Annotated in this window: 22 protein-coding genes; 17 read left to right on the top strand and 5 right to left on the bottom strand. The window is 45.8% G+C overall.

Features of this window, described 5'->3' with window-relative positions; translation table 11 throughout:
- The first annotated feature begins 20 nt into the window (after positions 1 to 20).
- The 10 genes from AC0NJP_RS05630 (at position 21) to AC0NJP_RS05585 (ending at position 10,890) form a co-directional block, all read left to right on the top strand.
- A complete protein-coding gene (locus AC0NJP_RS05630; protein WP_474699097.1) occupies positions 21 to 176 on the top strand; it encodes an aspartyl-phosphate phosphatase Spo0E family protein in 156 nt (51 codons plus the stop codon).
- A gap of 92 nt (positions 177 to 268) precedes the next feature.
- Positions 269 to 700, top strand: a complete 432-nt coding sequence (locus AC0NJP_RS05625; RefSeq protein ID WP_474039253.1) for a peptidylprolyl isomerase — start codon at positions 269 to 271, stop codon at positions 698 to 700.
- 241 nt (positions 701 to 941) lie between these two features.
- Positions 942 to 2,372, top strand: coding sequence for an ammonium transporter (locus AC0NJP_RS05620; RefSeq protein WP_474699096.1), 1,431 nt, complete (start codon positions 942 to 944; stop codon positions 2,370 to 2,372).
- Positions 2,373 to 2,419: 47 nt separating this feature from the next.
- Positions 2,420 to 2,779, top strand: coding sequence for a P-II family nitrogen regulator (locus AC0NJP_RS05615; RefSeq protein ID WP_474699095.1), 360 nt, complete (start codon positions 2,420 to 2,422; stop codon positions 2,777 to 2,779).
- A gap of 108 nt (positions 2,780 to 2,887) precedes the next feature.
- The gene (locus AC0NJP_RS05610; protein WP_474699094.1) at positions 2,888 to 5,368 is read left to right on the top strand and encodes a DEAD/DEAH box helicase; all 2,481 of its coding nucleotides are present in this window, start codon (positions 2,888 to 2,890) and stop codon (positions 5,366 to 5,368) included.
- A gap of 144 nt (positions 5,369 to 5,512) precedes the next feature.
- Positions 5,513 to 6,166 (top strand): MtnX-like HAD-IB family phosphatase, encoded by a 654-nt coding sequence (locus tag AC0NJP_RS05605; protein ID WP_474039249.1) that lies wholly within the window; start codon positions 5,513 to 5,515, stop codon positions 6,164 to 6,166.
- Positions 6,167 to 6,200: 34 nt separating this feature from the next.
- Positions 6,201 to 7,583, top strand: a complete 1,383-nt coding sequence (locus AC0NJP_RS05600) for an aspartate aminotransferase family protein (RefSeq protein ID WP_474699093.1) — start codon at positions 6,201 to 6,203, stop codon at positions 7,581 to 7,583.
- Between the two features lie 117 nt (positions 7,584 to 7,700).
- Entirely contained in the window at positions 7,701 to 8,492 is a 792-nt protein-coding gene (locus AC0NJP_RS05595; protein ID WP_474699092.1) for an alpha/beta hydrolase, read from the top strand.
- 20 nt (positions 8,493 to 8,512) lie between these two features.
- Positions 8,513 to 9,181 (top strand): hypothetical protein, encoded by a 669-nt coding sequence (locus AC0NJP_RS05590; RefSeq protein ID WP_474699091.1) that lies wholly within the window; start codon positions 8,513 to 8,515, stop codon positions 9,179 to 9,181.
- Positions 9,182 to 9,276: 95 nt separating this feature from the next.
- Positions 9,277 to 10,890 carry a peptide chain release factor 3 gene (locus tag AC0NJP_RS05585; protein WP_474039245.1) on the top strand — a complete coding sequence of 538 codons (1,614 nt, stop codon included), beginning with the start codon at positions 9,277 to 9,279 and terminating at the stop codon, positions 10,888 to 10,890.
- 120 nt (positions 10,891 to 11,010) lie between these two features.
- On the opposite strand, the gene AC0NJP_RS05580 is transcribed toward AC0NJP_RS05585, so the two are convergent.
- From AC0NJP_RS05580 to AC0NJP_RS05565, 4 genes are read right to left on the bottom strand one after another with little or no spacing between them, the layout of a single operon-like run.
- Positions 11,011 to 11,316, bottom strand: coding sequence for a ferredoxin family protein (locus tag AC0NJP_RS05580; RefSeq protein ID WP_474699090.1), 306 nt, complete (start codon positions 11,314 to 11,316; stop codon positions 11,011 to 11,013).
- Positions 11,313 to 12,596 carry an FAD-dependent oxidoreductase gene (locus AC0NJP_RS05575; RefSeq protein WP_474699089.1) on the bottom strand — a complete coding sequence of 428 codons (1,284 nt, stop codon included), beginning with the start codon at positions 12,594 to 12,596 and terminating at the stop codon, positions 11,313 to 11,315. The genes AC0NJP_RS05580 and AC0NJP_RS05575 overlap by 4 nt, the downstream gene beginning before the upstream one ends.
- Before the next feature lie 22 nt (positions 12,597 to 12,618).
- Positions 12,619 to 13,551 carry an electron transfer flavoprotein subunit alpha/FixB family protein gene (locus tag AC0NJP_RS05570; RefSeq protein WP_474039242.1) on the bottom strand — a complete coding sequence of 311 codons (933 nt, stop codon included), beginning with the start codon at positions 13,549 to 13,551 and terminating at the stop codon, positions 12,619 to 12,621.
- 32 nt (positions 13,552 to 13,583) lie between these two features.
- Complete coding sequence (locus AC0NJP_RS05565; RefSeq protein ID WP_474699088.1) at positions 13,584 to 14,363, bottom strand: electron transfer flavoprotein subunit beta/FixA family protein; 780 nt, start codon at positions 14,361 to 14,363, stop codon at positions 13,584 to 13,586.
- 300 nt (positions 14,364 to 14,663) lie between these two features.
- Between AC0NJP_RS05565 and AC0NJP_RS05560 the strand changes: the two genes are divergently transcribed.
- The 4 genes from AC0NJP_RS05560 to motB all read left to right on the top strand — a co-directional run bounded on the left by AC0NJP_RS05560 (position 14,664) and on the right by motB (position 18,354).
- Positions 14,664 to 15,596: a dipeptidase gene (locus AC0NJP_RS05560; protein WP_474699087.1), complete on the top strand. Its 933-nt coding sequence runs from the start codon at positions 14,664 to 14,666 to the stop codon at positions 15,594 to 15,596.
- A gap of 145 nt (positions 15,597 to 15,741) precedes the next feature.
- Positions 15,742 to 16,542, top strand: coding sequence for an adenosylmethionine decarboxylase (speD, locus tag AC0NJP_RS05555; RefSeq protein WP_474699086.1), 801 nt, complete (start codon positions 15,742 to 15,744; stop codon positions 16,540 to 16,542).
- 276 nt (positions 16,543 to 16,818) lie between these two features.
- Positions 16,819 to 17,604 carry a flagellar motor stator protein MotA gene (gene motA, locus AC0NJP_RS05550; RefSeq protein WP_474039238.1) on the top strand — a complete coding sequence of 262 codons (786 nt, stop codon included), beginning with the start codon at positions 16,819 to 16,821 and terminating at the stop codon, positions 17,602 to 17,604.
- 6 nt (positions 17,605 to 17,610) lie between these two features.
- On the top strand, positions 17,611 to 18,354 hold the full coding sequence (gene motB / locus AC0NJP_RS05545) for a flagellar motor protein MotB (protein ID WP_474039237.1): 744 nt from the start codon (positions 17,611 to 17,613) through the stop codon (positions 18,352 to 18,354).
- 74 nt (positions 18,355 to 18,428) lie between these two features.
- Here motB and AC0NJP_RS05540 read toward each other — a convergent pair whose 3' ends face one another.
- Positions 18,429 to 19,355: a LysR family transcriptional regulator gene (locus AC0NJP_RS05540; RefSeq protein WP_474699085.1), complete on the bottom strand. Its 927-nt coding sequence runs from the start codon at positions 19,353 to 19,355 to the stop codon at positions 18,429 to 18,431.
- Positions 19,356 to 19,530: 175 nt separating this feature from the next.
- On the opposite strand from AC0NJP_RS05540, the gene AC0NJP_RS05535 reads away from it, so the two are divergent.
- The 3 genes from AC0NJP_RS05535 to gnd all read left to right on the top strand — a co-directional run bounded on the left by AC0NJP_RS05535 (position 19,531) and on the right by gnd (position 26,181).
- Positions 19,531 to 23,313, top strand: a complete 3,783-nt coding sequence (locus AC0NJP_RS05535) for a phosphoribosylformylglycinamidine synthase (protein WP_474699084.1) — start codon at positions 19,531 to 19,533, stop codon at positions 23,311 to 23,313.
- A gap of 171 nt (positions 23,314 to 23,484) precedes the next feature.
- Entirely contained in the window at positions 23,485 to 24,624 is a 1,140-nt protein-coding gene (locus AC0NJP_RS05530) for a type III PLP-dependent enzyme (RefSeq protein ID WP_474699083.1), read from the top strand.
- Between the two features lie 153 nt (positions 24,625 to 24,777).
- Entirely contained in the window at positions 24,778 to 26,181 is a 1,404-nt protein-coding gene (gene gnd / locus AC0NJP_RS05525) for a decarboxylating NADP(+)-dependent phosphogluconate dehydrogenase (RefSeq protein WP_474699082.1), read from the top strand.
- Positions 26,182 to 26,210: the final 29 nt, after the last annotated feature.

Here is a 26,210-nt window from a genome sequence, read left to right as displayed (position 1 = left end):
AGATGAGGGGTGAGCAAGTAGTGGCAAGTATAGAGGAAGTGCGGTCAGGCCTATATAAGCTAGTCAGCCTAAAGGGCTTGCGTCACCCTGAGGTGCTGGATATGAGCCAATATCTCGATGAATTGCTGAACCAGTATGAGCAAGGTCGAGAATCGACTGAAAGAGTGAATTCTTAAGCCAAGGTAAAGCTTAGAGGCAGCTCTAGTAGAAATGGCAATATTATGGCATAATAAGAGAAGTACTAGTAGAAAAGAGGGGTAATTCCACTATGAAAAAAGCTGTAATTGAAATGGATAAAGGTATTATTGAAATTGAACTTTTCGAACAGGAAGCACCTGGCACTGTAGCTAATTTTGAAAAATTAATCACGGAAGGTTTTTATGACGGATTGACTTTCCACCGTGTGATTCCCGGCTTTGTAGCACAAGGCGGCTGCCCGCGCGGCGACGGCACTGGCGGTCCTGGCTATACGATTCCTTGTGAAACCAAAGGAAATCCTCACAAACATGAACGCGGCTCGTTATCGATGGCTCATCGTGGTCCGAATACAGGTGGCAGCCAATTCTTTATCGTCTATGAACCGCAACCCCATCTTGATGGCATGCATACGGTTTTCGGTAAAGTCATTAGCGATATGGATGTTGTCGATCTCATTGAACAGGGCGACAGAATGAATAAGGTAACTGTTGTAGTTGACTGAGGCAATAAACAATAAAAATTGTAAAGTTGTAAATTGTTTTAAGGAGCCTCTTGACAGACGAGAAGCTCGCTGTTATTATTATAAATAACCTCATAACCTACAGGCAATGAAGCCTTCGCAGCGTAGTCAATACGTGCGGAGGCTTTTTGTGTTTCTTTTGAACAATGACGTTCAGGAATTTTATTTTCCTGGGCGTTTTGTAGTTTTTTGAGGGAATTTTAGGCAAAGGAAGGGATTTGGGATGAAAAGAAGTTGGGCTATTATACTTTTATGTTTACTCTTTACAATGGTCATCTTACCTGTGGCTTTTGCCGATGATGGAACAGCAACGGCAGCGGCAGCTGACGCGGCTGATGCGGCAAAAATTGATAGCGGCGACACAGCCTTTGTGCTTGTAAGCGCGGCGCTTGTTATGCTTATGACGCCAGGTCTTGCCTTTTTCTACGGTGGTATGGTGCGAACTAAGAATGCACTCAGCACAATTATGCAGAGCTTCTTTATTGTAGCGCTTATCTCGGTACAGTGGGTACTTTGGGGTTATAGTATTGCCTTTGGACCTGATATTAATCATTTATTCGGCAGTTTGGAATGGTTTGGTTTAAATGGTGTTGGCATGGATCCCAACAGCGACTATGCAGCAACGATTCCTCAGTATGTTTTTGTAATGTTCCAAGCGATGTTTGCGATCATTACTCCGGCGCTTATTACGGGTTCATTTGCAGAACGGATGAAATTCCCGGCGTTCGTAGCTTTTACTTTGATCTGGGCCACTTTTGTTTATGACCCTGTAGCTCACTGGGTGTGGGGCACAGGCGGCTGGCTCAAGGACTTAGGTGTTCTTGATTTTGCTGGTGGTACAGTCGTTCATATTTTGTCTGGCGTATCTGGGTTAGTCATTGCTCTCGTGCTTGGTAAACGGCGCGGCTACGGCCATGAAATTATGTTGCCCCATCATCTACCCATGACGGTACTTGGTGCAGCTCTTCTCTGGTTTGGCTGGTTTGGGTTTAATGCTGGCAGTGCGTTAAGCGCTAACGGTTTGGCTGGTCTTGCTTTCCTTGTTACGAATACAGCGGCTGGCGCTGCTGCTTTATCTTGGGTATTTACTGAATGGCTGGTTCATGGTAAACCGACTGTTCTTGGCGCCGCAAGCGGTTGTGTGGCTGGCCTTGTAGCGATTACACCAGCTTCCGGTTTTGTAACTCCTCTTGCCTCTATCGTAATTGGTTTAGTGGCAGGTGTTATATGCTTCTTCTCGGTTAGTGTAGCGAAAGCTAAATTAGGCTATGATGATTCGCTTGACGCCTTTGGCGTTCATGGCGTAGGCGGTACCTGGGGTGCCTTGGCTACAGGCCTTTTTGCTACAACCTCAGTCAATCCCGCTGGTGCGGATGGTCTGTTCTATGGCAATGCTGCGCAGTTTACAACACAATGTATCGGCGTAGCTACAAGCTGGGCTTTTGCGGCTATAATGACTTTCATTATCTTAAAAGCCGTAGGGGTAGTCTTTACCCTTCGTTCTAGTGAAGATGAAGAAAGCCAAGGTCTCGATCTTTCAGAACATGGCGAACGCGGCTATGCTCATCAGGATATTGCTATCGGTTCACAGATTTCCTTCGCGGTAAGCGAGTCCCCGTCAGAAAAGGTTGTTACCAAAACAACTTTAGCGTAAACTCATAAGAGAAGACCGACAGTTTATATCATTCGAGGAGGTTGCCTATGAGAAAGATTACGAAAGTGGAAATTATTACTCGTCCTGCTAAATTGGAAGAATTAAAAGATGCTCTAAATGAAATCGGTGTTGCCGGAATGACTGTTACTCAAGTATTTGGGTGCGGTCTGACGAAAGGCCATAAAGAAGTCTATCGCGGCAAAGAATATAATATTAGTCTGCTTCCTAAAATAAAGCTGGAAACAGTTGTTTGCGAAGTGCCTGTGGAGCTTGTTGTGGAAACAGCGAAACGGATTTGTCACACCGGTGAAGTCGGTGATGGGAAAATTTTCGTCTATCCTTTAGAAAATGCCGTTCGGATTCGAACTGGCGAAGAAGGGGACGCAGCCATCATCGATCCCAAATAAATTGCCCCATCTGCCTTCGGCCTTGTGTCGGGGGCTTTTTTTTACTTTATGACAGGAAGGGCCTTGTTTTTCGCGAAACACTAAGAAAGAGAAAAAGAGGCGACAAGCATGTTTTCCTGGATAAAGCGGCACGAAAACAGCGAAAGCGAAATTTGGGCGACTTGGCGGATATTAGCGGATCTAGTGCAGCGGTTTCCTGGAGTTTGGTTGCCGCAAGCTGCCGCTTGTCGGACCTTGCTGCCGCATAGTCGTCCCCTGGCGGAACTTTCTTTGCCACAAGCTATGAACGACTTCATTCTTCGCTACGAACCGAAGGCCAAAAGCGGAATTTATGAGCATCAGGCACAGATTTTAGTAGCTGCCTGCCAGACGACGGCTCATCTGATTTTGACAAGCGGGACTGGATCTGGCAAGAGTCTGTGTTTTTTATCGTTTGTTCTGGAGGCTTTGAGTCGCTCACTTCAGGCAACTGCGCTTATTTGCCTGCCGACGCAGGCGCTGTTGTGGGGACAGGCTGAAAGACTGGCAGCACTTTCAACGGACTGTTCCTATAATCACGCGGGGCAAGCTATGGCTGGAAGACTTGTCGTTGCTGGTCATCCCATTTGCTGGACCATTTGGAAGGGAAGTCAAGACGATACCCAGATGCAGCGACATCAAGGCACTTCGGCCTTTGGCCGAGCTAGGCTGCGTTTGGCTACGATTGATAAAGTCCATTTTTCCTTGCTCAGGGAAGGGGCTTTTTTTCGCCAGCTTGCCGTGATGGTACTTGATGAAGCCCACCAGTATCAGGGGATTTTTGGGGCGCAAACAGCCTATCTGATGAAACGGATTGCTGTGCTCAAGGAAGTCTTTTCGCTTTCGCCAGTACGGTTTTTTCTGGCTTCAGCGACGCTGCCGCAGCCCCTTGATTTTGCTTCTCGTCTGTTGTCAGTACCGAAGTCTGCGATCATTCATATAGATGGGAGCGCCGCCGAAACTGTTGAGTTTATTTCACTGGCGGCGGCAAAATCCTTTTTAAAGCAACGTGAAGCCGCGTTAAAACGACTCGTGTTGTTTTATGATCGACAGCCAGGACGGCCGGAATTGACGTCGTTATTAACAGCGAAACCCTTGCGGCATAGCCGGGCACTGTACTTTTGTCAAAGTAAGGCCATGAGCCGTAGGCTGCGATTTTTGCTAAAACCGCACTTGGCGCAGCCCATCTTACTCTATGACGCGGATCTGTTGCCTGAGGAGCGACGAGAGTTAGAACAGACTTTCCGTCACCACGTAGATCGGCCTCTTTTGCTTATTGCCACAAATGCGCTGGAACTGGGCGTTGATATTGGTGGGCTTGACGTATGTTTGCTGCCTAATCTAACACTTGGGCAGGCGGCGTTTCAGCAGCGGCTGGGACGAGTAGGAAGAGCTGTGACGCGGCCTGGGCTTGTTATTGCAGGTCTCGGTGTTTCACCATGGGAGGCGGCTTTAAAACAGCATCTCACTGCTTTATTTTTGCCACGGCAAGCGCCGTTGCCTCTGCCGCTTGCGCTGCCTGTTTTAAAAGAGCGTAGCTTGCTCTTGGCTGGTAGCGAAAAAGACCTGCAAAGTGCAGCTTTTACTGTTCGGGTGAAGCCGCAGCGGTGGCGGGCGGCTTGTCAGAGAATTTATGGCTGCGAACCTGCGGAGCGTGAGGCCCAGGAAAAGACTGCCAGAATGAGTCGGCGGTTATACGATGGATTTCGCGGTCCGCAGGAGCGTAAAGTAGAACTGATTGCAAATGGCACGAAAGAGCCAATTGCTTTCATGGCGCGGCATTGCCTGTTAGCTAGAGGTCATGCTGGCGCTATCTATATTGATGAACTAAGTCATTTCTGGCAAGTGCTGCCTGCTTCGTTTCAACAAAGAGCGGAAGGAGCAACAGGCAGTTATCCTTTCGCTAGTGCTTTGGTGGATCGGCTGCTACTGGCGCCGCTCGCTGAGCGCGCTTATATTACGGCAGGCATTGTCCATGGCCAGGTCCGGTTTGTACGGCCCTTAGCGGATCCTATCGATAGCTCTTATCAATATGATCAAAACAGTGCGGATTTAGTGTATGGTTTTTGGGAGAAGCTTACGACGGTAAAGTCTTACCGTCGCTTGACTTTAGCCGGACGGGAAGTTGGCGTCATTGCTCTCGCGCCGCCGCTGCACTTATGCGAAAAAATATTGTGTCTAGGCTGGCGTTGGCAGTTGCCGCCAGTAGAGACCGCCAACGCTGCGCTTTGCCTTAGAGAAATGAAGCTATTTATGGAAACTGTATTTGCCGGTTTTCTTGCGCAGTCAGCCCAAGTGGGACAAGCAGATTGTTCGCTGATTTATTCAGCCAAGAATCGTCTTTTGCTGGTTCTTGATAATGACAGGGCGAATTGTCCGGCTTTATCGATTGGACCAGTAGCAGTCTGTGAGGCGTTGCAGCTTTCCCTACAGGCACTAAAGCTTTCGCCGGATTTACAAAATCCAGCGTTTCGAGCTGCTCTGCGAGAAATAACTGATACGGCGATTGCTTACCAAATTTTAACCCAGTGGTTGCTGCTATGGGAAAAGAAAAAAATCGCCAGACTGTGACAAAAAAAGGGCTTTTTTAGGTAAAAAGACTATGATTTCCTTTCGTGCTGGGTCATTTTGTGGTATAGTTATAAACGTGTAAGCCAAGCAAGAACTATCTCTTTGGTGATCGCAATAGATGAGAAAGAATGGAGTTTTTGTCTTATGGATTATTTTTTAGCTATCGATTTTGATGGTACGATAGCCGATAGAGATGTAACAGATGCGGTATTGGAGCAATTTGCCGAACCGGAATGGGAGTTTATCGAAAAGCAGTGGGAAGCTGGCATCTTTGGTTCGCAGGAATGTTTGCGCCGTCAGATGGCCTTAGTGAAACGACCGCTTACAGAACTCTTAGAGTTTGTTTCTACCATATCCATTGACCCATCCTTTAGAGCGTTTGTTCAGTTTGCCCAAAGAGAAAAAATTCCTATGGCTATTATTAGCGATGGTTTTGAAGTGTTTATTCAGCGGATTTTAGAGCAGAACGGGCTACAAGGTCTTGCTGTTTATGCTAATACTTTAAAAGAGCATGAGGGGGCTTTTATGACGTCCTATCCTCATAACAGTCCGCACTGCCCCTCAGGGACGTGTAAATGCCAGACAGCCGAAGTAATTTCCGGGGGATTGCCCGTGTATTTGATCGGCGATGGACGCAGCGATTTTTGTTTAGCTAAGCAAGCTGATTTTGTCTATGCTAAGGCCAAGCTTGTTGATTTTTGTGAGGAAGAAGGCCTGGATTATTGCGTTTACCGATCTTTTCAGGAAATTCAGCAGGATTTACGCGTGCGGCAAAAGAGCCAGGCAGGTATTGCCTAACCAGGCTTAATTTATATAAAGTGAGGCTATATGTATGAAATGGGAAGAAATGACGGATGAAGAACTGCTCGCAGTAGAAGCGGAGTATTGTTCCTTTGGCGATACGGTTCACTATATTGATCCGGCCAAAATTTTCGATCACTGTGAAGGCTCCTGGCTGTTTGACAGACAGGACAAACCCTATCTGGATATGCAAATGTGGTATTCGGCAGTAAACTTTGGCTATAAGAATGAAGAAATTGGTGCAAAGCATCAGGCGCAGTTGGAAAAATTGCCGCAGTTAGCCTGCCAGTATCTCCATAAAGAAAAGATTATGCTTTCTTATGAATTATCGAAAGCGACGCAAGATCGTTTCGGCTCCAAGGGCCGCGTTCATTTCAACGTAGGCGGCGCTCAGGCTGTAGAAGATAGCTTAAAGCTGGTACGCAATTATAAGCATGGCAAGTCCTTGATGTTTGCGTTTATGGGCGGTTATCATGGCCGGACTCTGGCTGTATCGGAGATTACGAGCAGCTACCGCTATCGTCGTCGCTATGGCCATTTTGGTAACAGAGCGAACTTCATCCCCTATCCTTACTGCTATCGTTGTTTCTACGGCAAACAGGCTGGGAGTTGCGGGTATGAATGTATTCAGCAGGTTGAAAAACTATTTGAAACAGAATACTATGGTGTTTTAGATCCGAAAGTCAATGAAGCGGAATATGCTGCATTCTATATTGAACCAGTACAAGCTACAGGCGGCTATATTATTCCGCCGCGCGATTATTTTAATAAACTACAGAAAATCTTGAAGAAACATAACATTCTTCTTGTTTGTGACGAAATTCAAATGGGCTTCTATCGTACAGGAAAACTCTGGTCGACAGAGCACTTTAATGTAGATCCTGATGTCATTGTTTTCGGGAAAGCACTTACTAATGGCTTAAATCCGATTTCCGGTATGTGGGCCAAAGAAGAACTGATTTCACCACAGCTTTTTCCGCCTGGATCGACGCACTCTACTTTTGCCAGCAATCCACTGGGAACGGCGGCAGGTTTAGCTACGCTTCAATTCTGCAAGGACCAGAATATGGAAAAACAAGTGGCCGAAAAAGGCGCTTATCTCTTAAAAGAACTGAAGAAAATGAAAGAGCGTCATAGTGTTATTGGCGATGTCGACGGTCTGGGACTGGCATTGCGCATTGAAATGACTACATCTGACGGCTTTACGCCTGACAAGGCTTTGGCGGATCGCATTGTCGACGAAGCAATGAAAGGCGATATTGAAGTAGACGGCAAGCAGTATGGTCTCGTTCTTGACGTGGGCGGTCATTATAAGAATGTATTCACGCTGGCGCCGTCGCTTACGATTACCTTTGAGGAAATTGATCTCTTTATTAAACTCTTTGAAGCCATTTTGCACCGTTTGCATTTATAATTTGTGCTCTTTTTGGCTGAGGCACAGGATACCGTTAGCGACCTTCGGAGCTAACGGTTTTCTTGATATTTAAGGACAGGGAAAAACGGAATTTATCAATAGGGTGGAAGAAGTAACATGAGCAAATATGAAATTGAATTAACTGGCGGCGATCAAGCGGTATTGCTGCTTCACGGGCTTACAGGCAATCCCTTTGAAATGAAATTTTTAGCAGAAAAACTCCACAAGAAGGGATTTTCTGTTTATGCGCCTTGTTTGCCTGGTCATAATGAAACGATTGAAGTGTTAAAACAGACTCCCTGGCAAGAGTGGTATCGAGGTGCGAGAGAAGCCTATTTGCATTTGAAAGAAACACACGAACAGGTCGGCGTTGCCGGCCTTTGTATGGGAGCTGTGCTAGCTTTGGAGCTTGCGGCGGAATTTCCCGAAATTCCAGCAGTTTCGTTGATGTCGACTACGCTTTTTTATGATGGCTGGACGATACCTTGGTATTCCTTTCTAATTCCTTTAGTCTATTGTACGCCTTTAAAATATTTTTATTCTTTTACAGAGCGGCCGCCTTATGGCATAAAAAATGATCGACTGCGGAGTATTGTACTAAAAAATGCTTCAGAAATGGTTTATGACCGAGTACCTGGTTTGGCAATGGACCAAAATTTTCGACTTATTAACCACGTGAAAAGCCATCTACAAGCTGTTACTGCACCGATATTACTGCTTCATGCTCGTGAAGATGATACGGCTAGTCTAAAGAATGCTGAGTATGTCGAGCAGCATGTTGGATCTACATCAATTCGCAAAGTGATTTTAGAAGAGTCCTATCATATGATTACGGTTGATACGGACCGCCATTTAGTGGCAAAAGAAAATATAGAGTTTTTTACAACCTATCTGCGGCAGAATTGCTAAGCAGAAAAGGAGGAATTACGATGGATATGCCTGTGATGATGGTAGAAGTTGCTCAGCCGGCTAAGGCTTGGGATATGAGCACTAAATTCTCCGATATTGCAAAGATGATGGGGAAACTCAGAGAAGTTTGGGATCGTCAGACTTTGGACGGCTTGGAAACGGGGAAAATCGTCGTAGCCGATGAATGGAGCAATGAGATTTTACGTAAGGCTATCGCTGACTCGCCTAAAATAAAAGAATTCCAGATGACTTCGCTTGGCGATAATAAAATGAAACTCCACGTTGTCAGTGAAGAGTCTGGCACAGTAGAGTTAGTTTGCAAAATTCATCAATTGGAACATGATAAAGACCATTCAATCCTCAAAATAGAAGTACTTTCCAAGAGCATGCCCGATCGGCCGATCCTTTCCTTCATGGCATCTTTCATGAGTATGGCTATGGTCGCAAAGCTAGCTGGTGTAAGCGCGGTCAACCCTGATATGAATATTACCTTTCGCGGGAATGATATAACGGTGGATTTCCATCAGGCTATTTTACATTCTCCTTTAGCTGATATCGAAGTGATGGGCTATCGACTGCTTGATTATTTAGTGATCTCCGGAGTGAAAAATCAGGCAGGCGCGATGGAATTACAAACGAATTTGACAGTGCCCCATCAAGTCATTGAAGTACTGAAGAATGTACTATAAGGCGCTTGACAAAGCACGGGAAGATCTCTATAGTACAAAGAGAGTTGCCCTTAATGGGGAGTAATTTGAGTCTGTAAATATGTAGGAGGCTGTACATGTCGTCCCTAGTAGAAGAAACGAATAAACGGCGAACCTTCGCCATCATTTCCCATCCAGATGCCGGGAAAACAACTTTGACGGAAAAGCTGTTACTCTATGGCGGTGCAATTCGCTTAGCTGGTTCTGTAAAGGCCCGTAAAGCGCAGAAGCATGCCGTATCAGACTGGATGGAAATAGAGAAACAAAGAGGGATCTCGGTTACATCGAGTGTATTGCAATTTGACTATCAAGGCTACCGTATTAATATTTTGGATACACCGGGCCATCAGGATTTTAGTGAAGATACGTATCGCACGCTGATGGCTGCTGACAGCGCTGTCATGCTTATTGATGTGGCCAAAGGCGTGGAAGAACAAACGAAAAAACTGTTTTATGTTTGTAAGCAGCGGGGCATTCCCGTCTTTACTTTTGTCAATAAATTGGACCGCTTTGGGAAAAACCCCTTTGACCTTATGGAAGAACTAGAACAGGTGCTAGGAATTCGCGCGTATCCCATGAACTGGCCTATCGGTGTGGACGGAAGTTATCTTGGCGTCTATAACCGTAAGCTGGCCCAGGTTGAGTTGTTTGAGAAGGATGGCAGTCACGGTTCGGCCGTATTGCCTTCCAAGCAGGGAAGTGTTGATGATCCTGCTTTTCAGGAGCTGTTAGGTCAGGAAGTTCATCAGTCGCTCATTGATGATATTGAACTACTAGATATGGCTGGCGATGCTTTTGATTTTGAAAAAGTACGCAATGGCGAGCTGACACCTATGTTTTTCGGGAGTGCTATGAGTAATTTTGGCGTGAGACCTTTTTTGGAGGCCTTTTTGGATTTAGCGCCAGCGCCAGCGCCTCGTCTTACAGAGGAAGGTCCAGTAGATCCAGTAGATCCCGCTTTTTCTGCTTTTATTTTTAAAATTCAGGCGAACATGAATCCGGCCCATCGCGATCGCCTTGCCTTTATGCGGATTTGTTCCGGCAAATTTACGAAAGGGATGAGCGTGTACCATGGTCGTAGCGGCAAAGCGATCAAGCTTTCACAGCCACAACAGTTTTTAGCGCAGGAGCGGACTTTAATTGACGAAGCCTATCCTGGTGATATTGTGGGCCTCTTTGATCCTGGCGTTTTTGGGATCGGCGATACGATTTGTGATGAGGGAAAACGAATTGAGTTTAAAGATTTCCCCGTATTTCCGCCAGAACAGTTTGCCAGAGTACAACCGAAAGACACGATGCGTCGTAAACAGTTTATAAAAGGGATGACCGAACTGACCCAAGAGGGGGCCGTACAGGTCTTCCGCCAACATGATAGCGCCGTCGAATCTTTTATTGTCGGTGTTGTTGGTACGCTTCAGTTTGAAGTGCTTGAATATCGGCTAAAGAATGAATATGGCGTGGATATTCTCATGAATCGTCTACCCTTTGGCGTGGCCCGCTGGCTTTATAGTCAGTCAGGTGATCTTGTCGATATGAAAAAAGTAAAAAGCATGGAAAGCGGCATGCTTGTTTTTGATATTAAAGAGCGGCCTGTAGCCCTTGTGAACAATGAATGGTCCTTAAATTGGGTTATTGAACGGAATCCCGAACTGAAGTTCTTGACAGTTCCTTCTGATGCCCAACAGATTTAAGCAGCAGAGAAAATAAATAAAAGCTATCTGCCATTTTGACGTAGGTCTTAATGACAGATAGCTTCTTTTTGTTACCACGGCCGATACCGATTCGGCCGTGGCGATCTTATTTAAATAGTCTTAACCGTGACGATAGCTAATGCCAAAGGTTCCGTTGGGGTAAACCCATTTGACAATGCCCTTGTTGCCTTGATTGTAGCAGACAACGCGGCAAGTGCCGCATTCCAAACAACCTGCATAATCAAAGGTAACATCGCTCTTTTCGTCTTGCTGACGATACAGCACAGCCGGACAAGCTACCAGGCAGGGTTTGGTTTTGCATTTGGCGCAAATTTCTTTGTCGATGACAATGTGAGCATTTTCTTCGTCCACATTAAACTTGTTGTAGCCAAGTAATTCTTCTACAGCCTGTTTTTTTACAGTCATAAGGCTTTAAACCCCTTCCAGCCGTCGGACAGGATTGCGCCGATACCGACGTTTTTCTTCACAATATCCAGCATTGCTTTTGGCATTTTTGCCGGGATGCTGCCATCGACGGCGAATAAGAAGTGCATCATTTCATTCGCCATAAGCGGATATTCCGTAAAGAGACGAGGTAATTCCATCATGACAGGATACCCTGCATAGACTTTCATCGTTGGCAATACGGCTTCATTCAGCTTTGCCGTGTAGGCGGGGCCGATTTCACTGGGCGATTTCGCGCCTAAAATGGCTTCTGCCGCAGCGACGCCGCTGGCAATTGCCAGATCCATGCCGCGAATCGTACTTCCCATGTTAATACATAGGCCAGCCGCGTCGCCGATTAGGACAAGGCCTTCACGATACAACTGTTTCGGGAGACCGTGATAACCAGCTTCGCCGACAAGATGGGCGCCGTATTCTGTCGTTGTACCGCCAGCGATCAGCGGGTAAACGGCGGGATGCATTTTGAAATCCTGCATGACTTCGTGGAGCCGTTTATTATGTTTGCTTAAGTCCTTAGGACTGACCACAAGACCTAGTGATATACTTGATTTATTGGTGTATAAGAAGCCGCCGCCGCCCATGCCCTCAGATACGCCAAGAAATAGTCGGGCAGCGCCCTCGCCAGCTTGTAAACCAAAGCGATCCGTAATGGTTTCTTCCGGCAATTCAATGACTTCTTTTACGCCTACAGCCACTTCGTGATCGTTTAAATCCGAACGCAGTCCAGCCTGTTGGGCGAGAAAGCTGTTTACACCGTCAGCGGCAATGACAATGTCGCTGAACATTTCTTCATCGCCCATTTTTACGCCGACAATTTTTCCGTCCCGTTCGATCAGTTCTTCTACTAAGATGCCTGGCGCGATCATTGCCCCGGCTTCTTCGGCTTTTTCCGCCAGCCAAGGATCAAAAACAGCGTGTAAAATGGAATAAGACTGTGGTACGCCTTCGGTAAAACTGTAGTCGGTATAATCAATTGTCATGGCGCCTTTGGCATGGGTCATGGCAATTTGTTCTTTTACAATGGGCCGTTCCAGTGGTGCTTCGGCCATAAGTTCTTCACCAAGCAAGTTGAGCAGCGAATAGGTATAAATTCGTCCACCTGTCAAATTCTTATCGCCACAGGAGGACCCCCGTTCGATGACAACGACTTCTTTGCCTTCGGTAGCTAGTTTATAGGCGCAGGCTAACCCTGCTACGCCGCCGCCGACAATAATCGCGTCAACTTTTTCTTCTTCGCTCACAAACTTCGCCCCCTATCGAATCTTATTTTGCTTGTTTGATGGCTGCAGTCAGAGCCGGGACGATTTCAGCATAATTTCCGACAATACCATAGTCGGCTGCTGCAAAAATTGGCGCATTTTCGTCAGTGTTAATTGCAACAACTACTTTTGAGTCGCGAATGCCTGACACATGCTGAATCTGACCGGATGTGCCTACGCCGATATAGAGACTGCCTTTAAAGATTTTACCGGAAATGCCGATATAGCGGTCGATAGGGAACCACTTGGCATCTTCGGCAATCGGCCGCGTGCAGCCGACTTCAGCGCCAATGGCGTCAGCCAGCGCTTGAATCATAGCAAGGTCTTCCTGGTTGCCTACACCGCGGCCTACGCCGACGGCTTTTTCCGCTTTGGAGATGTCAACTCCTTGGCGTTCTATTTTAGCTGTTGCACCTACAGTAACTTTAGGATCGACTGTTACTTCTTTAACGATCACTTCACCGCTGCTAGCTGCTTCAGCACTAATGTCGTAGGAACGTGGCGGGATGGTTACGAAAGCCGGATAGGAAAGCGCTTCCGTAGAAACGGCCAAACCACCGTAAATAATTCTTTCAATGACGACTTCATCGCCTTCTAAGGACACTTTCGTTGCGTCCGTAGCGAGACCGGCGTCAAGACGGGCCGCTGCTTTTGCAGCTGTATATTTTCCAGACACAGTTCCGCCGATGAGCACAATCGATGCGCCTTCTGCGGCAAGCGTGTCGGCTAGGGCTTGTTCATAAGCTTCCGCCCAAGTAGAATTGCCTTTTAAGACAATCGCTTTCTGCACGCCCAGTGCAGTCAGTTCTTTTGCCGTATCTTCACATAAGGTGACAGCCCCAATCGGCTGATTGTTCGTTTTAGCCAGTTCTTTGGCTAGGGTTACCATTTCTTTTGCCAAAACGGCATCTTCACTATATACCCAAATTCCTGCCATGTTATCATACAACCCCTTTCAATTCTAGCGTCTTATAGTACGCCTTCTTTAGTTAAGTTCGCAACGACTTGAGAAGCCAGTTCTTCCGGCGAGCCGTCTTTAAAGAGCATATTCTTACGAGACATGACATACCCTGTGATACTTCTGACTTTGCTTTTTGCGGTCAGTTTTGCTTCAGGCAATCCTAAATCGGCAACTTTAATTTCTGTCTGAGGTTTTTTCGAGGCTCCCATGAGTTGTTTAACGGTGGGGAAGCGCGGCTGAGCAATTTCCGGCAAAACGCTGTAAACGGCTGGGCCTTCCACGATGATTGTTTCCGTCGAATCGCCAACACGGCGCGTTGCTGTGACTTTAGTGCCTTCTACTTCAAATTTTACAACGGAAGTAATAGCCGGAACATCAAGTAGTGCAGCAAGACGAGCGGGTAGCTGCTGGTTGCAGACATCAGCGGAACCGTCGGCGCACAGAATCATGTCATACTCGCCAGCTTGTTTTACTGCTTCCGCTAAGACGTTTGCTGTTACATAGCCGTCAGCTTGCTCTGCATTGGCATCGCTTACCCAGATGGCTTTTTCCGGTCCGCGCGATAAGGCGTCTTTCAGCGATTGTTTTAAATCTGTTCCGCCATAGGAAATGATAGTCGAGCTGCCGCCGTGGGCTTCGAAAAGCTGGGTAGCTACCTCAATGGCATTTTTGTCATAATCGCTGATTTTCTTTTTAGCCCGGCTCGTGTCCAGGGCCAGTGTAGTCGGGTTGACCTTGATATCCTGTTCATCAAGCACCCATTTGTAGCAGGTAATGATCTTTGGCATAAATCATACTCCCTTCCTAGTGGTCATTTTTTATTTATTTTATATTGCTTCAAGCAATATAAAAGCAAGTAAAAAGAAAGCTCGGAGAAGTAGCGACATTTGGCTTGCAAAAATTCTCCTACAAAATATAAAGTTCAGAAAAAATAGTCAAAATCCTCTTTTTATTAGAAAAAAATCCTTATATTTTCTTAGATTTTTTCAAAGTTCAGAAAATCTTTCTACTTGACACCAAGACTTTGGAAGGACAGGGGGATTTTAGGAAAATAGCACGAAGAAATTCCTATAAGGGAGCGGTGAGAAATGATTGATTTGCATTGTGATACATTATGGAAGCTTATGGCTGATAAAGAAGCTTCGTTGCGGGAGAATTCTTATGCCGTTGATGTAAGAAAACTGCGGGAAGCTGGGACCTATGGTCAATTTTTTGCTTTGTTTATGGATAAGCAAGAGCATCCTGACTGTTTTGCCCGTTGTCAATCTATGCTGGAGCGGTTTCAAAACGAAGTGGCGGCTATACCAGACGAACTTAGGCTCGTAAGGAACGGGACAGAACTCAGGGAATGTCGGCAGGCAGGGAAGATCGGCGCTTTTTTGACGATTGAAGAAGGCGCCGCGTTAGCGGGATCCATGGAAAATCTTTATTATTTTTATTCGCAGGGAATTCGTCTTTTGACTTTGACTTGGAATTATCCCAACGAAATTGGCTGGTCCCATCTTTATCACGAGGGCCAGAGACTTGGTCTAACGGAATTTGGTCGTGATGTCGTTGGTGAAATGGAGCGACTTGGCATGCTTGTGGATGTGTCGCATTTGTCAGATCAGGGTTTTTATGATGTTGCTGAAACGTTAAGCGGCCCTTTTGTCGCGTCTCATTCGAACTGCAGGGCCTTGACGAATCATAGCAGGAATCTTACTGATCCGATGATTCGTCGTTTAGCGGAAAATGGCGGTGTCATGGGACTAAATTTTTCCAACCATTTTTTAGGGAATTCAGCGACAAGCCTTGTGACTGATATGGTGCATCATATCAAGCATATGAAACAAGTTGGCGGTATTGATGTGATTGCTTTAGGAACTGACTTTGATGGGATTGACTGTTCTGTGGAAATTGTTCACAGCGGCCAAATGGGAAAATTGTGGCACGCCTTAGAAAAAGCTGGGTTCAAGGAAAGGGAGATTGAAAAAATTGCTTGGAAAAATGCCTGGCGCGTCATTGACTCTGTCTTACAATAGTAAGCTGATATCTGCCAGCATTTAACTTTCAGTTCTGCTTGCATTTCTTATGGTTTATCATTAGAATGATTCATGAGATTTGAATTTTTAGTTCATAGGTCTGTGTTTTGTCATTCGTAAACCATATAAGGAGAGTAAAAGCACAATGGAAATCAAGGGGATTAAGAAGTTAAAATTGTATGGGTTTAATAATTTGACAAAGACGCTTAGCTTCAACATGTATGATATTTGCTACGCTAAAACACCGGAGCATCAGCAGGCCTATATCGCCTATATTGATCAGGAGTATCGGGCGGAACGTTTAACGAGTATTCTTACCGAAGTAGCCAATATTATTGGTGCTACAATTCTAAATATTGCTAAGCAAGATTATGATCCCCAGGGAGCTAGCGTAACGATGCTGATTGCCGAAGATAAGACGGAAGAAAAAGGGCCCGATGGGGAAGAATTTAGCGGTGATAGTGTCGTGGCGCACTTGGATAAGAGCCATATTACGGTCCATACCTATCCTGAAAGTCATCCCGACCAAGGGATTAGTACATTTCGCGCGGATATTGATGTATCGACTTGCGGCCAGATTTCGCCGCTGAAGGCTTTAAATTATTTGATTAACAGCTTTTGTTCTGATATTTGTATTGTCGATTATCGCGTCAGAGGCTTTACTCGTGATGTGAATGGCAAGAAGTTTTATATTGATCATAAGATCAATTCGATTCAAAACTATATTTCCCGCGATTTAAAATCTCAGTATCAAATGATTGATACAAATGTATATCAAGATAACATTTTCCATACTAAGATGATTTTAAAAGAATTCGATATGGATAACTATCTCTTTGGCACCGGAAAAAAAGATTTGTTGCCAGGGGAAAAGAAAAAAATTAAGCAGCGTATTAAAAAGGAAATGCTTGAAATTTTTTCAGGACGCAATATTCCTAAAGTCTAAAAATTTGTAATAGGTAAAACAGCCTTTCTGAATTTCTTAAGGAAGGCTGTTTTTATTATGGGCAAAGGTTGAGACCTATAGCCTAGATTCTTATTGCCTTTAACGCTTGACTTTTTTTGTCATAAAACCTTACAATCAAACTGGAATCTTTTTATTGTTAATTTTATTAAAAGATTTTTGTCGAATAACAGGATTATGGCTCTTTACAGGGAATAGTTTATGTACTTGGAAAAACGCGAGTCAGCGCGGCTGATAGTGGGACTGGAGGAAGAAACTTTGGAAATATCGACAGTAATAGGTATGGTTGGCGGAATTCTAGCCGTAGGCGTCGGCATGGTTTTAAAAGGCGCCAGCGCCAGCGCGCTGATTAATCCAGCCGCTTTTTTGATTATTTTTGCCGGAACGGCCGCAGCTCTTTGTAATGCATTCACGATGGACAAACTGAAGGATTTTCCGAAACTCATGAAACTGCTGTTTCAAAAGCAGGAACTTATGGAAAAATCGCAGCTTTTGCCCATGTTTGTAGAATTGTCGCAGATTGCTCGCCGCGAAGGTATTCTGGCTCTGGAAAGTCGAATTGATGAAATTAAAGACCCCTTTATGAGCAATGCAATCCGCATGGTTGTTGATGGTATGGATTCGGAGCTGATTCAGGATGTTTTAGAAGCTGAAATTCATACGATGCAGGAACGTCATCGGTCAGGCGCTCTGATTTTTTCGCAGGCAGGTATGTATGCGCCGACACTAGGCGTACTTGGCGCCGTTATTGGTCTGATTGCCGCGTTAGGTAACTTAAGCGATATTGAAAAACTCGGTCACTCTATTGCCGCTGCTTTCGTAGCAACTTTGCTTGGTATTTTTACCGGTTATGTTATGTGGCATCCCTTTGCGAATAAGCTGAAAATGATCTCCGGTGAAGAAGCGGAGATGCGCCGCATGGTTATGGAAGGTGTACTGTCCTTGCAGGCTGGTGATTCACCGATCGCCCTGCAGGCAAAACTTATGGTCTTTATTCCCCAGGCGGAGCGGGCCGCTTTGCTTGAGAAAAAATCGGAAGGGTAATTCATTATGGCAAAGAAAAAGCCGGCCGAGCATCATGAAGAACATGCTGATGAAACATGGCTGATTCCTTATTCTGATTTGCTCACGTTGCTCTTGGCCTTGTTTATTGTACTATTTGCAACAGCGCAAGTAGATTCTAAAAAGTTTGAAGTTCTGGCACAGTCTTTTAATGCCGCCTTCAATGGCGGACCTTCGGTGATGAATCAGATGTCTATTGCGGGCGATGTCAATCCCAATACGCCGACCGAGGATCCTGGGCAGGAAAAGTTGAAAGAACAAGTGAAAGAAGCTGTACAGCTTAATGAAGTCAAGAAAAAAGTGGACGCTTATATTGCACAGAACAATTTAGGCGGACAGCTCCAGACGGTATTGACGGAAGAGGGGCTTATGATTCGCATTCAGGATACGGCTCTATTTGCTTCCGGCCGGGCTGAGCTTCGTCCGGATTCGCAGCGCTGGGGCGGGGAAATTGCGAAGCTCTTGGCGACATTGCCGCAGCATGTTATAATTTCTGGTCATACTGATAATTTGCCGATTAATACGGCTGAATTTCCCTCGAACTGGGATCTCAGTTCGAAGCGGGCGCTTAATTTTATGAAATTTCTTCTTGCTCAGGATGTAAAACTTGATCCGGCGCGCTTTAGTGCGATTGGTTATGGTGAATATCGTCCGATATTGGGCAATGATACAGAAGACGGACGGGCGAAAAACCGTCGTGTAGAAGTTCTGATTATGAAACGGTATCGTTAATAAAAAAGCCGCACCTTGCATTTTGCTGGGCGGCTTTTTTGTTATTCTTGTCAAAAATTCCTGTGGTAATTTTTTCAGTTGGTAATGGCGGTAGCCATACTAGAAGGTTGCAAGAGCAGTTCGCAAAAGGTGTGAGCTGCGGCGGACAGTGGAATTCGACTGTGCGTAAGCAGGCCAATCTGTCGCGGGGGCAATGCTTGGGTGAGGGCAATTTCCCTCAGCTTGTTTTCGGCTAGATCTTTTGTAATAAACTCTCGTACTGCAAAGGTAAGCCCTAAGCCAGCTCGGGCAAAATCGAGGCAGAGGTCAAGACTGCCTAATTCAATTTCGGGTGCAAGGTTGATGTTTTGTGCTGCTAAAAAGTCTGACACGTAACGTCTTGTAGTAGAATTTTTTTCTAGCAAAATAAAGGGGAATTCTACTAAATCCTTTAGTAGTACAGCTGCTGAGGGCAGCGCTGGATACTGCGGCGAGGCTACGATGACATCGTGGATTGTTACAAGCGGGGAAATTTGCAGGAGGGGGTCAGACGGCTGGCTGGCCATATTTACAATACTAAGATCGACATCGCCTGCTTTAAGCAGGTCCAGGCAAATCGGAGAGGGACGATTAATCAAAGTTATTTTTATTGGGGGATATTTTTTTTTGAAATGGGCCAAAAAAGGTAATAGATAGTAACGACAGATCGTATCGCTGGCGCCAAGCCGGATTTCGCCCAGCGATAGATCTTGCAGATTATCCAAGGCCCGTTCGCCTAGTTCGAGAAGTTGGCAAGCTTCTTTGACGTGGTGAAATAGAACCCCGCCAGCCTGAGTGAGGCGCACTTGTTTTGTTGTACGAGAAAATAATGGTGTTCGTAATTCTTTTTCCAACTGGCGAATTGATTGACTTACAGCGGATTGGGAAATGAATAAAGCCTCAGCTGCTTTCGAGAAGCTTAGTGTTTTTGCTACATGAAAAAAAACCTTGTATTGTTCAAAGTTAATCGATTTATTGTTCATAGGGCAGTCTCCTCGTTGTTTATTGCAAAGTTATTCATTAGCAGAACTAATCAAATATATAAAAACGATTCATTTTATTTATTAATACTACTATGCTACAATAGCCTTGTAAAGGAAGAATAGAAGAAGATCTTTATTGGATTTTTACCGATAAAATATAAAAGGAATGATGAGAATGACAGGTATGGTTAGACGGTTATATGTAGAGAAGCGTCCTGAATTTGCTGTAGAAGCACAGGCTCTTAAGCAGGATCTCGTTGAAAATCTTGGGATCCGCTCTTTAGAAGATCTGCGGATTCTCCATCGTTATGATGTAGCTGGTTTAACAGAGGCGGAATTCTCTCAGGCGGCAGAGCTAGTCTTTTCGGAACCGCCAGTTGATGTAGTTTATGATGAAGCTTGGCTTTATCCCTCTGATGCCACGGCTTTCGCAATGGAGTATCTGCCGGGACAGTATGATCAAAGGGCCGATTCTGCGGAGCAGTGCGTACAGCTTATTACGCAAAAAGATCGTCCTAAAGTGGTTACAGCCAAAGTGATTCTTTTATATGGCGCGTTGTCGGCAGAAGAAGTAAGCCGCATACAAACTTATTGTATTAATCCGGTGGAAAGTCGCTTGGCATCGCTGGAAAAACCAGAGTCCTTGGAACAAAGCAGCGAGGTTCCTGCCGATGTAGCCGTACTGACGGGATTTCGTAATTTTTCCTCGGAAGAACTGCAGAACTGTCTCGCAAGCCTTGGTTTGGCTATGAGCGCTGCCGATCTCGCTTTCTGTCAGACTTATTTTAAAGAAGAAGAGCACCGTGATCCTACTTTGACCGAGATTAAGGTGCTTGATACCTATTGGTCTGATCATTGCCGTCATACGACCTTTCAGACGGAAATTGAAGCAGCTGAATTTGCGAATCATTCCCTTACTGCGCCGATTCAGCAGGCTTATGAACGCTATCAAGCTGGTCGACGCGAAGTATACGGCGAGAAGCTGCGCCCTGTCTGCCTCATGGATATTGCCTTGATGGCGATGAAAGAATTAAAGCAAGCGGGAGATCTAAAGGGACTTGACGAGTCGGAGGAGATTAATGCTTGCAGTATTGTTGTGCCTGTCACGATTGATGGTAAAGATGAAGAATGGCTGGTTATGTTTAAAAATGAAACGCATAACCACCCGACCGAAATTGAACCTTTCGGCGGTGCGGCGACTTGTCTTGGCGGCGCCATTCGCGATCCACTGTCTGGTCGTTCCTATGTGTACCAGGCGATGCGAGTAACTGGCAGCGGTGATCCTCGTACGCCCGTAGAAAAAACGCTGAAAGGGAAACTGCCGCAACGCAAAATTACCCTAGGCGCTGCTTCTGGTTATAGCTCCTATGGCAATCAAATCGGTCTTGCTACCGGACAGGTTACGGAAGTGTATGATGCTGGCTATGTGGCGAAACGGATGGAAGTAGGGGCAGTTATTGCGGCGGCTCCGCGGGAGAATGTCGTAAGAGAGCAGCCTGCTACGGGCGATTGCGTTCTGTTAATCGGTGGCCGGACTGGTCGTGATGGCTGCGGCGGTGCGACTGGTTCCTCAAAAGCTCATACCGATGATTCCTTGGCAAATTGCGGTGCTGAGGTGCAAAAAGGAAATGCTCCGACCGAACGGGCCATTCAGCGGCTCTTCCGCCGCAGTGAAGTGAGTCGTCTTATTAAGCGTTGCAATGATTTTGGCGCTGGCGGCGTCTCTGTTGCCGTCGGTGAATTGACGGATAGTCTTGATATTGATCTTGATCGGGTTTTGAAAAAATATGATGGCCTTGATGGCACAGAGCTGGCTATTTCTGAATCGCAGGAGCGCATGGCTGTTGTGGTAGCGCCTGAAGCGGTGGAAGCTTTTATTGCCTATGGCAAAGAAGAGAATCTGGAAGTAACGCCTGTAGCCGTGGTTACGACGACAGGACGACTCGTAATGAAATGGCGCGGTCAAACTATCGTGAACTTGCAGCGGAGCTTTTTAGATACAAATGGCGTGAGACAGAAGACAACTGTAAAGGTGGCAGCGCCCTTAGAAAAAAATCCCTTTAGTGAAATAGCAGATCCTGTTTTGGCGGCTCTGCCTGACCTGAAAGTTGCTTGGCTTACGGCACTTTCAGATCTGAATGTATGCAGCCAAAAGGGGCTTGCCGAACGGTTTGACTCGACGATTGGCCGCGGTACTGTGCTGATGCCTTTTGGCGGTAAGAATCAACTTACGCCCACGGAGGGGATGGTAGCAAAATTGCCGGTACGTCATGGTGAAACCGATGATGCTACAGCGATGACTTTTGCGTATTATCCGAAGCTGGCTACTTGGAGCCCGTTCCATGGCGCTTTGTATGCTGTAGTTGCCTCTGTTGCTAAGATTGTCGCTTTGGGCGGTGATGCAAAAAAAGTCTATTTGACACTGCAGGAGTATTTTGAAAAACTGGGCGTTGATGCGGAAAAATGGGGCAAGCCCTTTAGTGCACTCCTTGGCGCCTATACGGCACAACAGGAGCTGGGTGTTGCTGCCATTGGCGGGAAAGATAGTATGTCAGGGACTTTTGAGGACTTGACGGTACCGCCGACGCTCGTTTCTTTTGCCGTGGCTGCCGTGAAAGCCTCGCAGGCTGTGTCCGCTGAACTCAAGGGTGCTAGACACCAGATCATCTATTTGCCTGTACCGAAGGATGCTGCGTTCATGCCAGATTTTACAGCGTTAAAAGAATTGTATGGTACGATTCATACGATGGCTAAACAAGGCCAAGTTCTAGCAGCAATGACTGTTCGTGAAGGCGGTCTGGCAGCGGCGCTTAGCAAAATGGCTTTTGGCAATCAGATCGGCTTAGCGCTTACTGCGGCGAAAGAACCGCAAGCATGGTTTCAACCTGACTATGGCGCATTCGTATTAGAAGTTATTGATACAGTCGATCCTGCTGCGATTTTTGCTGCTGGCTCTTATGAAGTTTTGGGACAGACAACAGACGATGCTACCATTTGTATTGGCGAAACAAAAATTGCTTTGCATGAAGCATTAACAGCCTGGGAGCAGCCCTTAGCTAAAGTATTTCCCGCGGTAGTTCCTTCTGGTCTTTCTCCTGAAATTCCGGCGATTTCTTTTGCGGCACTCGAAGCAAAGTCTAGACATTCTAAGCTCAAACTGGCAAAGCCACAAGTTCTTATTCCTTTATTTCCTGGCACGAATTGCGAAGTCGATTCAGCGCAAGCCTTTGAGCGAGCTGGTGCCAATACAGAAATTGCTGTAATTCGCAATTTACAGCCCCAGGACTTACAGGAATCGCTTGGCGAGCTGGTGAAAAAAATGGCGCAAAGTCAAATTATTATGTTCCCAGGCGGCTTTAGTGCTGGTGATGAGCCTGACGGATCAGGCAAATTCATTGCAACTCTGTTTAGAAGTCCGAAAGTTGCCGAAGCAGTTGAAGCTTTTCTGGCAAAAGACGGATTGATTCTGGGAATTTGCAATGGTTTCCAAGCCTTGATTAAACTGGGACTTTTGCCTTATGGCAAGATTCAAGCTAGCACGGCGCAGGCGCCGACGCTTACGTATAATCGCATCGGACGTCATATGTCCTCTTATGTACAGACGAAAATTACGTCGAAATTGTCGCCCTGGTTCGCGCTCACTGAGCTGGGAGAAGAGCACACTATCGCCATTTCTCATGGCGAAGGTCGATTCATTGCTTCGTCGGAAGTTTTGCATACTTTAGCTAAGCATGGTCAGATTGCTACCCAGTATGTTGATGCTACTGGTCAGCCCGCGGTCGAGATGCCTTATAATCCCAATGGTTCGCTGTGGGCGATCGAAGGGATTACAAGTCCTGACGGACGCATTCTTGGTAAGATGGGACACTCGGAACGGCGAGGATCGCAAATTGGTAAAAATGTACCTGGCAGCAAAGATCAGAAGATTTTTGAGTCCGGTGTGGCTTATTTTTCGTAACAGGCATAGAAAAAATTGTTTTTGTACAGGCTAAGTGTAAACTGTCTTTAAAAAAATTTTGTTTTTCTCAATTTTTTATTGCACTTTTGGTCAGTTGTGTTAAAATCATATCGTGCTTTTTGGCGAGACCTCGGACCGGAAGCCAGAATTTAGAAAGACAGGAGAATGGCCATGCAAAAAGTTTTTTCATTACCCCAAGCAGCAGTGGAGGTACTTGCTGAAAAGTACGGAACACCGCTACTCGTTCTGTCTACGGAGCAAATTGCTTATAATTACCGGATGCTGCAGGCGCATCTGCCGCAGGTCAAGATTCACTATGCCGTGAAAGCCAATCCTGACGAACGGATTATTAGCACTTTAGCTGAGCTCGGATCTTATTTTGATGTTGCTTCCGATGGTGAAATGGCTGCATTAACCCAAATGGGAATTGCGGCGGAACGAATGATTTACGCCAATCCGGTAAAAACGAGCGGCGGCCTGGCTATGGCTGGCAAACAAGGCGTTCATAAGATGACCTTTGACAGCGAAAGCGAAATCTACAAAATGGCGAAAGCTATTCCTGGTGGGACTGTATTGCTTCGTGTACGGATCGATAATCCTGAGGCTTTAGTTGATTTGAATAAAAAGTTTGGTGCTGCCCCGGAAGATGCCCTTAAGCTCTTGTCCATTGCTAAAGCGCAGGGACTGAATGTGGCTGGTCTTTGCTTCCATGTGGGAAGTCAGTCGCCCAATGCTAAGGCTTACATTGCAGCGATGGAGATTTTCCATAACATTTATGCTGAAGCGCAGGCGCGCGGTTTTGATTTAACAATTCTTGATATTGGCGGCGGCTTTCCCATTCCGACCTCCAATGAAACAATAGATATTGAAACGATGTTAGACCAAATTCAGGAGGCTATTGACAAATATTTTCCCAATACAGAAATCTGGGCTGAACCGGGCCGCTTTATTTGCGGCACTGCTGTTAACTTGATTACCCGCGTGATCGGGACGCAGGAACGTAATGAGCAGCAGTGGTATTTCCTTGATGAAGGTCTTTACGGAACTTTTTCAGGAATCATTTTTGATCATTGGGATTATGAACTCAAAAGCTTCAATGAAGGAAAACAGATTGCGGCGACTTTTGCCGGGCCAAGCTGCGACTCGCTTGATGTTCTATTTAGAGACAAGCCAACTGTTGTATTGAATGTAGATGATTTGCTGCTTGTGCCGAACTGCGGTGCCTATACCAGCGCATCGGCAACAATCTTTAATGGTTTTGCCAAGGCAAATTATATCGTTTGGGAAGATGTCAAGCAGACTGTTGACTGATTATAAAGTAAAAGATGGTACTTCTCTAGCTGAGAGTACCGTCTTTTTTTCTTGTTTCAGTGAGAAAATAATGCTAAGATAAAAGTAAATAAATTTCAATATCGGATTTAATTTAGGAAAAAAATTTCCAAAAGTAGAAAGGTGGTAACAAGTATGTATCAAATTGGCTTGATTGGCTTGGCTGTCATGGGAGAAAATCTTGTGCTGAATATGGCGGGAAAGGGGTTTTCTGTAGCCGTTTATAATCGTACTACTAAGAAGGTCACAGAATTTCTCGGCAAGAAACCAGCTGCACTGCCCATTGGCGGCGCCTACTCCATTACTGAACTTGTCAATATGCTGGAGCGGCCGCGAAAAATTATGCTTATGGTGAAAGCTGGAGCACCGGTTGATGCCATGATTGAAGAACTTGTGCCGCACTTAGAAAAAGGCGATATCATCATTGATGGCGGTAATTCTTTCTTTCAAGATACGCAGCGCCGCTTTGCTGAATTAGAGAAGCGTGGTATTGGTTATATCGGTATGGGAGTGTCAGGCGGCGAAGAAGGGGCGCTGAATGGTCCCAGCTTGATGCCTGGCGGGAAAGTGGTAGACTATGAACAGGTAGCGTCAATATTTACGAAAATCGCCGCTAAAGCCGGCGACAATCCTTGCTGTTCCTTTGTAGGACCTGACGGAGCCGGGCATTATGTAAAAATGGTCCATAATGGCATCGAATATGGTGATATGCAGCTCATTAGCGAAGCTTATTATATTTTAAAACACGTTCTTGGCCTAACCGAAGCAGAGATGCATGAGGTTTTTGCGACTTGGAATGAAGGCGTCCTTGATTCCTATTTGATTGAAATAACTCGCGATATTTTAGAACGCGTTGATGAAAAAACGAATCGTCCATTAGTTGAGATGGTTCTCGACAAGGCTGGGCAAAAAGGAACAGGCAAATGGACGTCGCAAAGCGCCCTTGATCTTGGCGTGCCGACCCCGACGATTACCGAAGCTGTTTTTGCTCGTTGCATGTCGGCTTATAAGACAGAACGCGTCGCAGCTAGTCAGATTCTTACGGGTCCGAAAATTGCTTTTACTGGCAATAAAGAAACCTTTATCAAAGCAGTTCACGATGCGCTCTATGCATCGAAGATTTGTTCTTACGCTCAAGGCTTTGCCCTGTTGAAAGCGGCTAGCGAGGAATATAACTGGAATCTGAATTTTGGTGATTTAGCGCTCTTATGGCGCGGCGGCTGCATTATCCGGGCGGTATTTTTGGAACGAATTAAAGAAGCCTTTGATCGTAATGGGGCCCTTCCTAATTTGTTACTTGATCCGTTCTTCCTTGACGCCATCGGCGGGATTTCGGACAATTGGCGTCTTGTTGTCAAAACTTGCAAGGAACTGGGAGTGCCGACGCCAGCCATCAGCGCCTCGCTTGACTATTTTGACAGCTACCGTCAGGCTGTGCTGCCTGCCAACATGATCCAGGCGCAGCGTGACTACTTTGGCGCTCATACGTATGAACGGACTGATGAAGCAGGAATTTTCCACAGCGATTGGACAAAATAAGTAAGCGATTTGATGAAATAAATAAAAAG

This window comes from Pelorhabdus sp. sgz311002, assembly GCF_056134285.1.
Note: the sequence above shows the minus strand (reverse complement) of the source record. Positions and strands in the feature narration are given on the sequence as shown.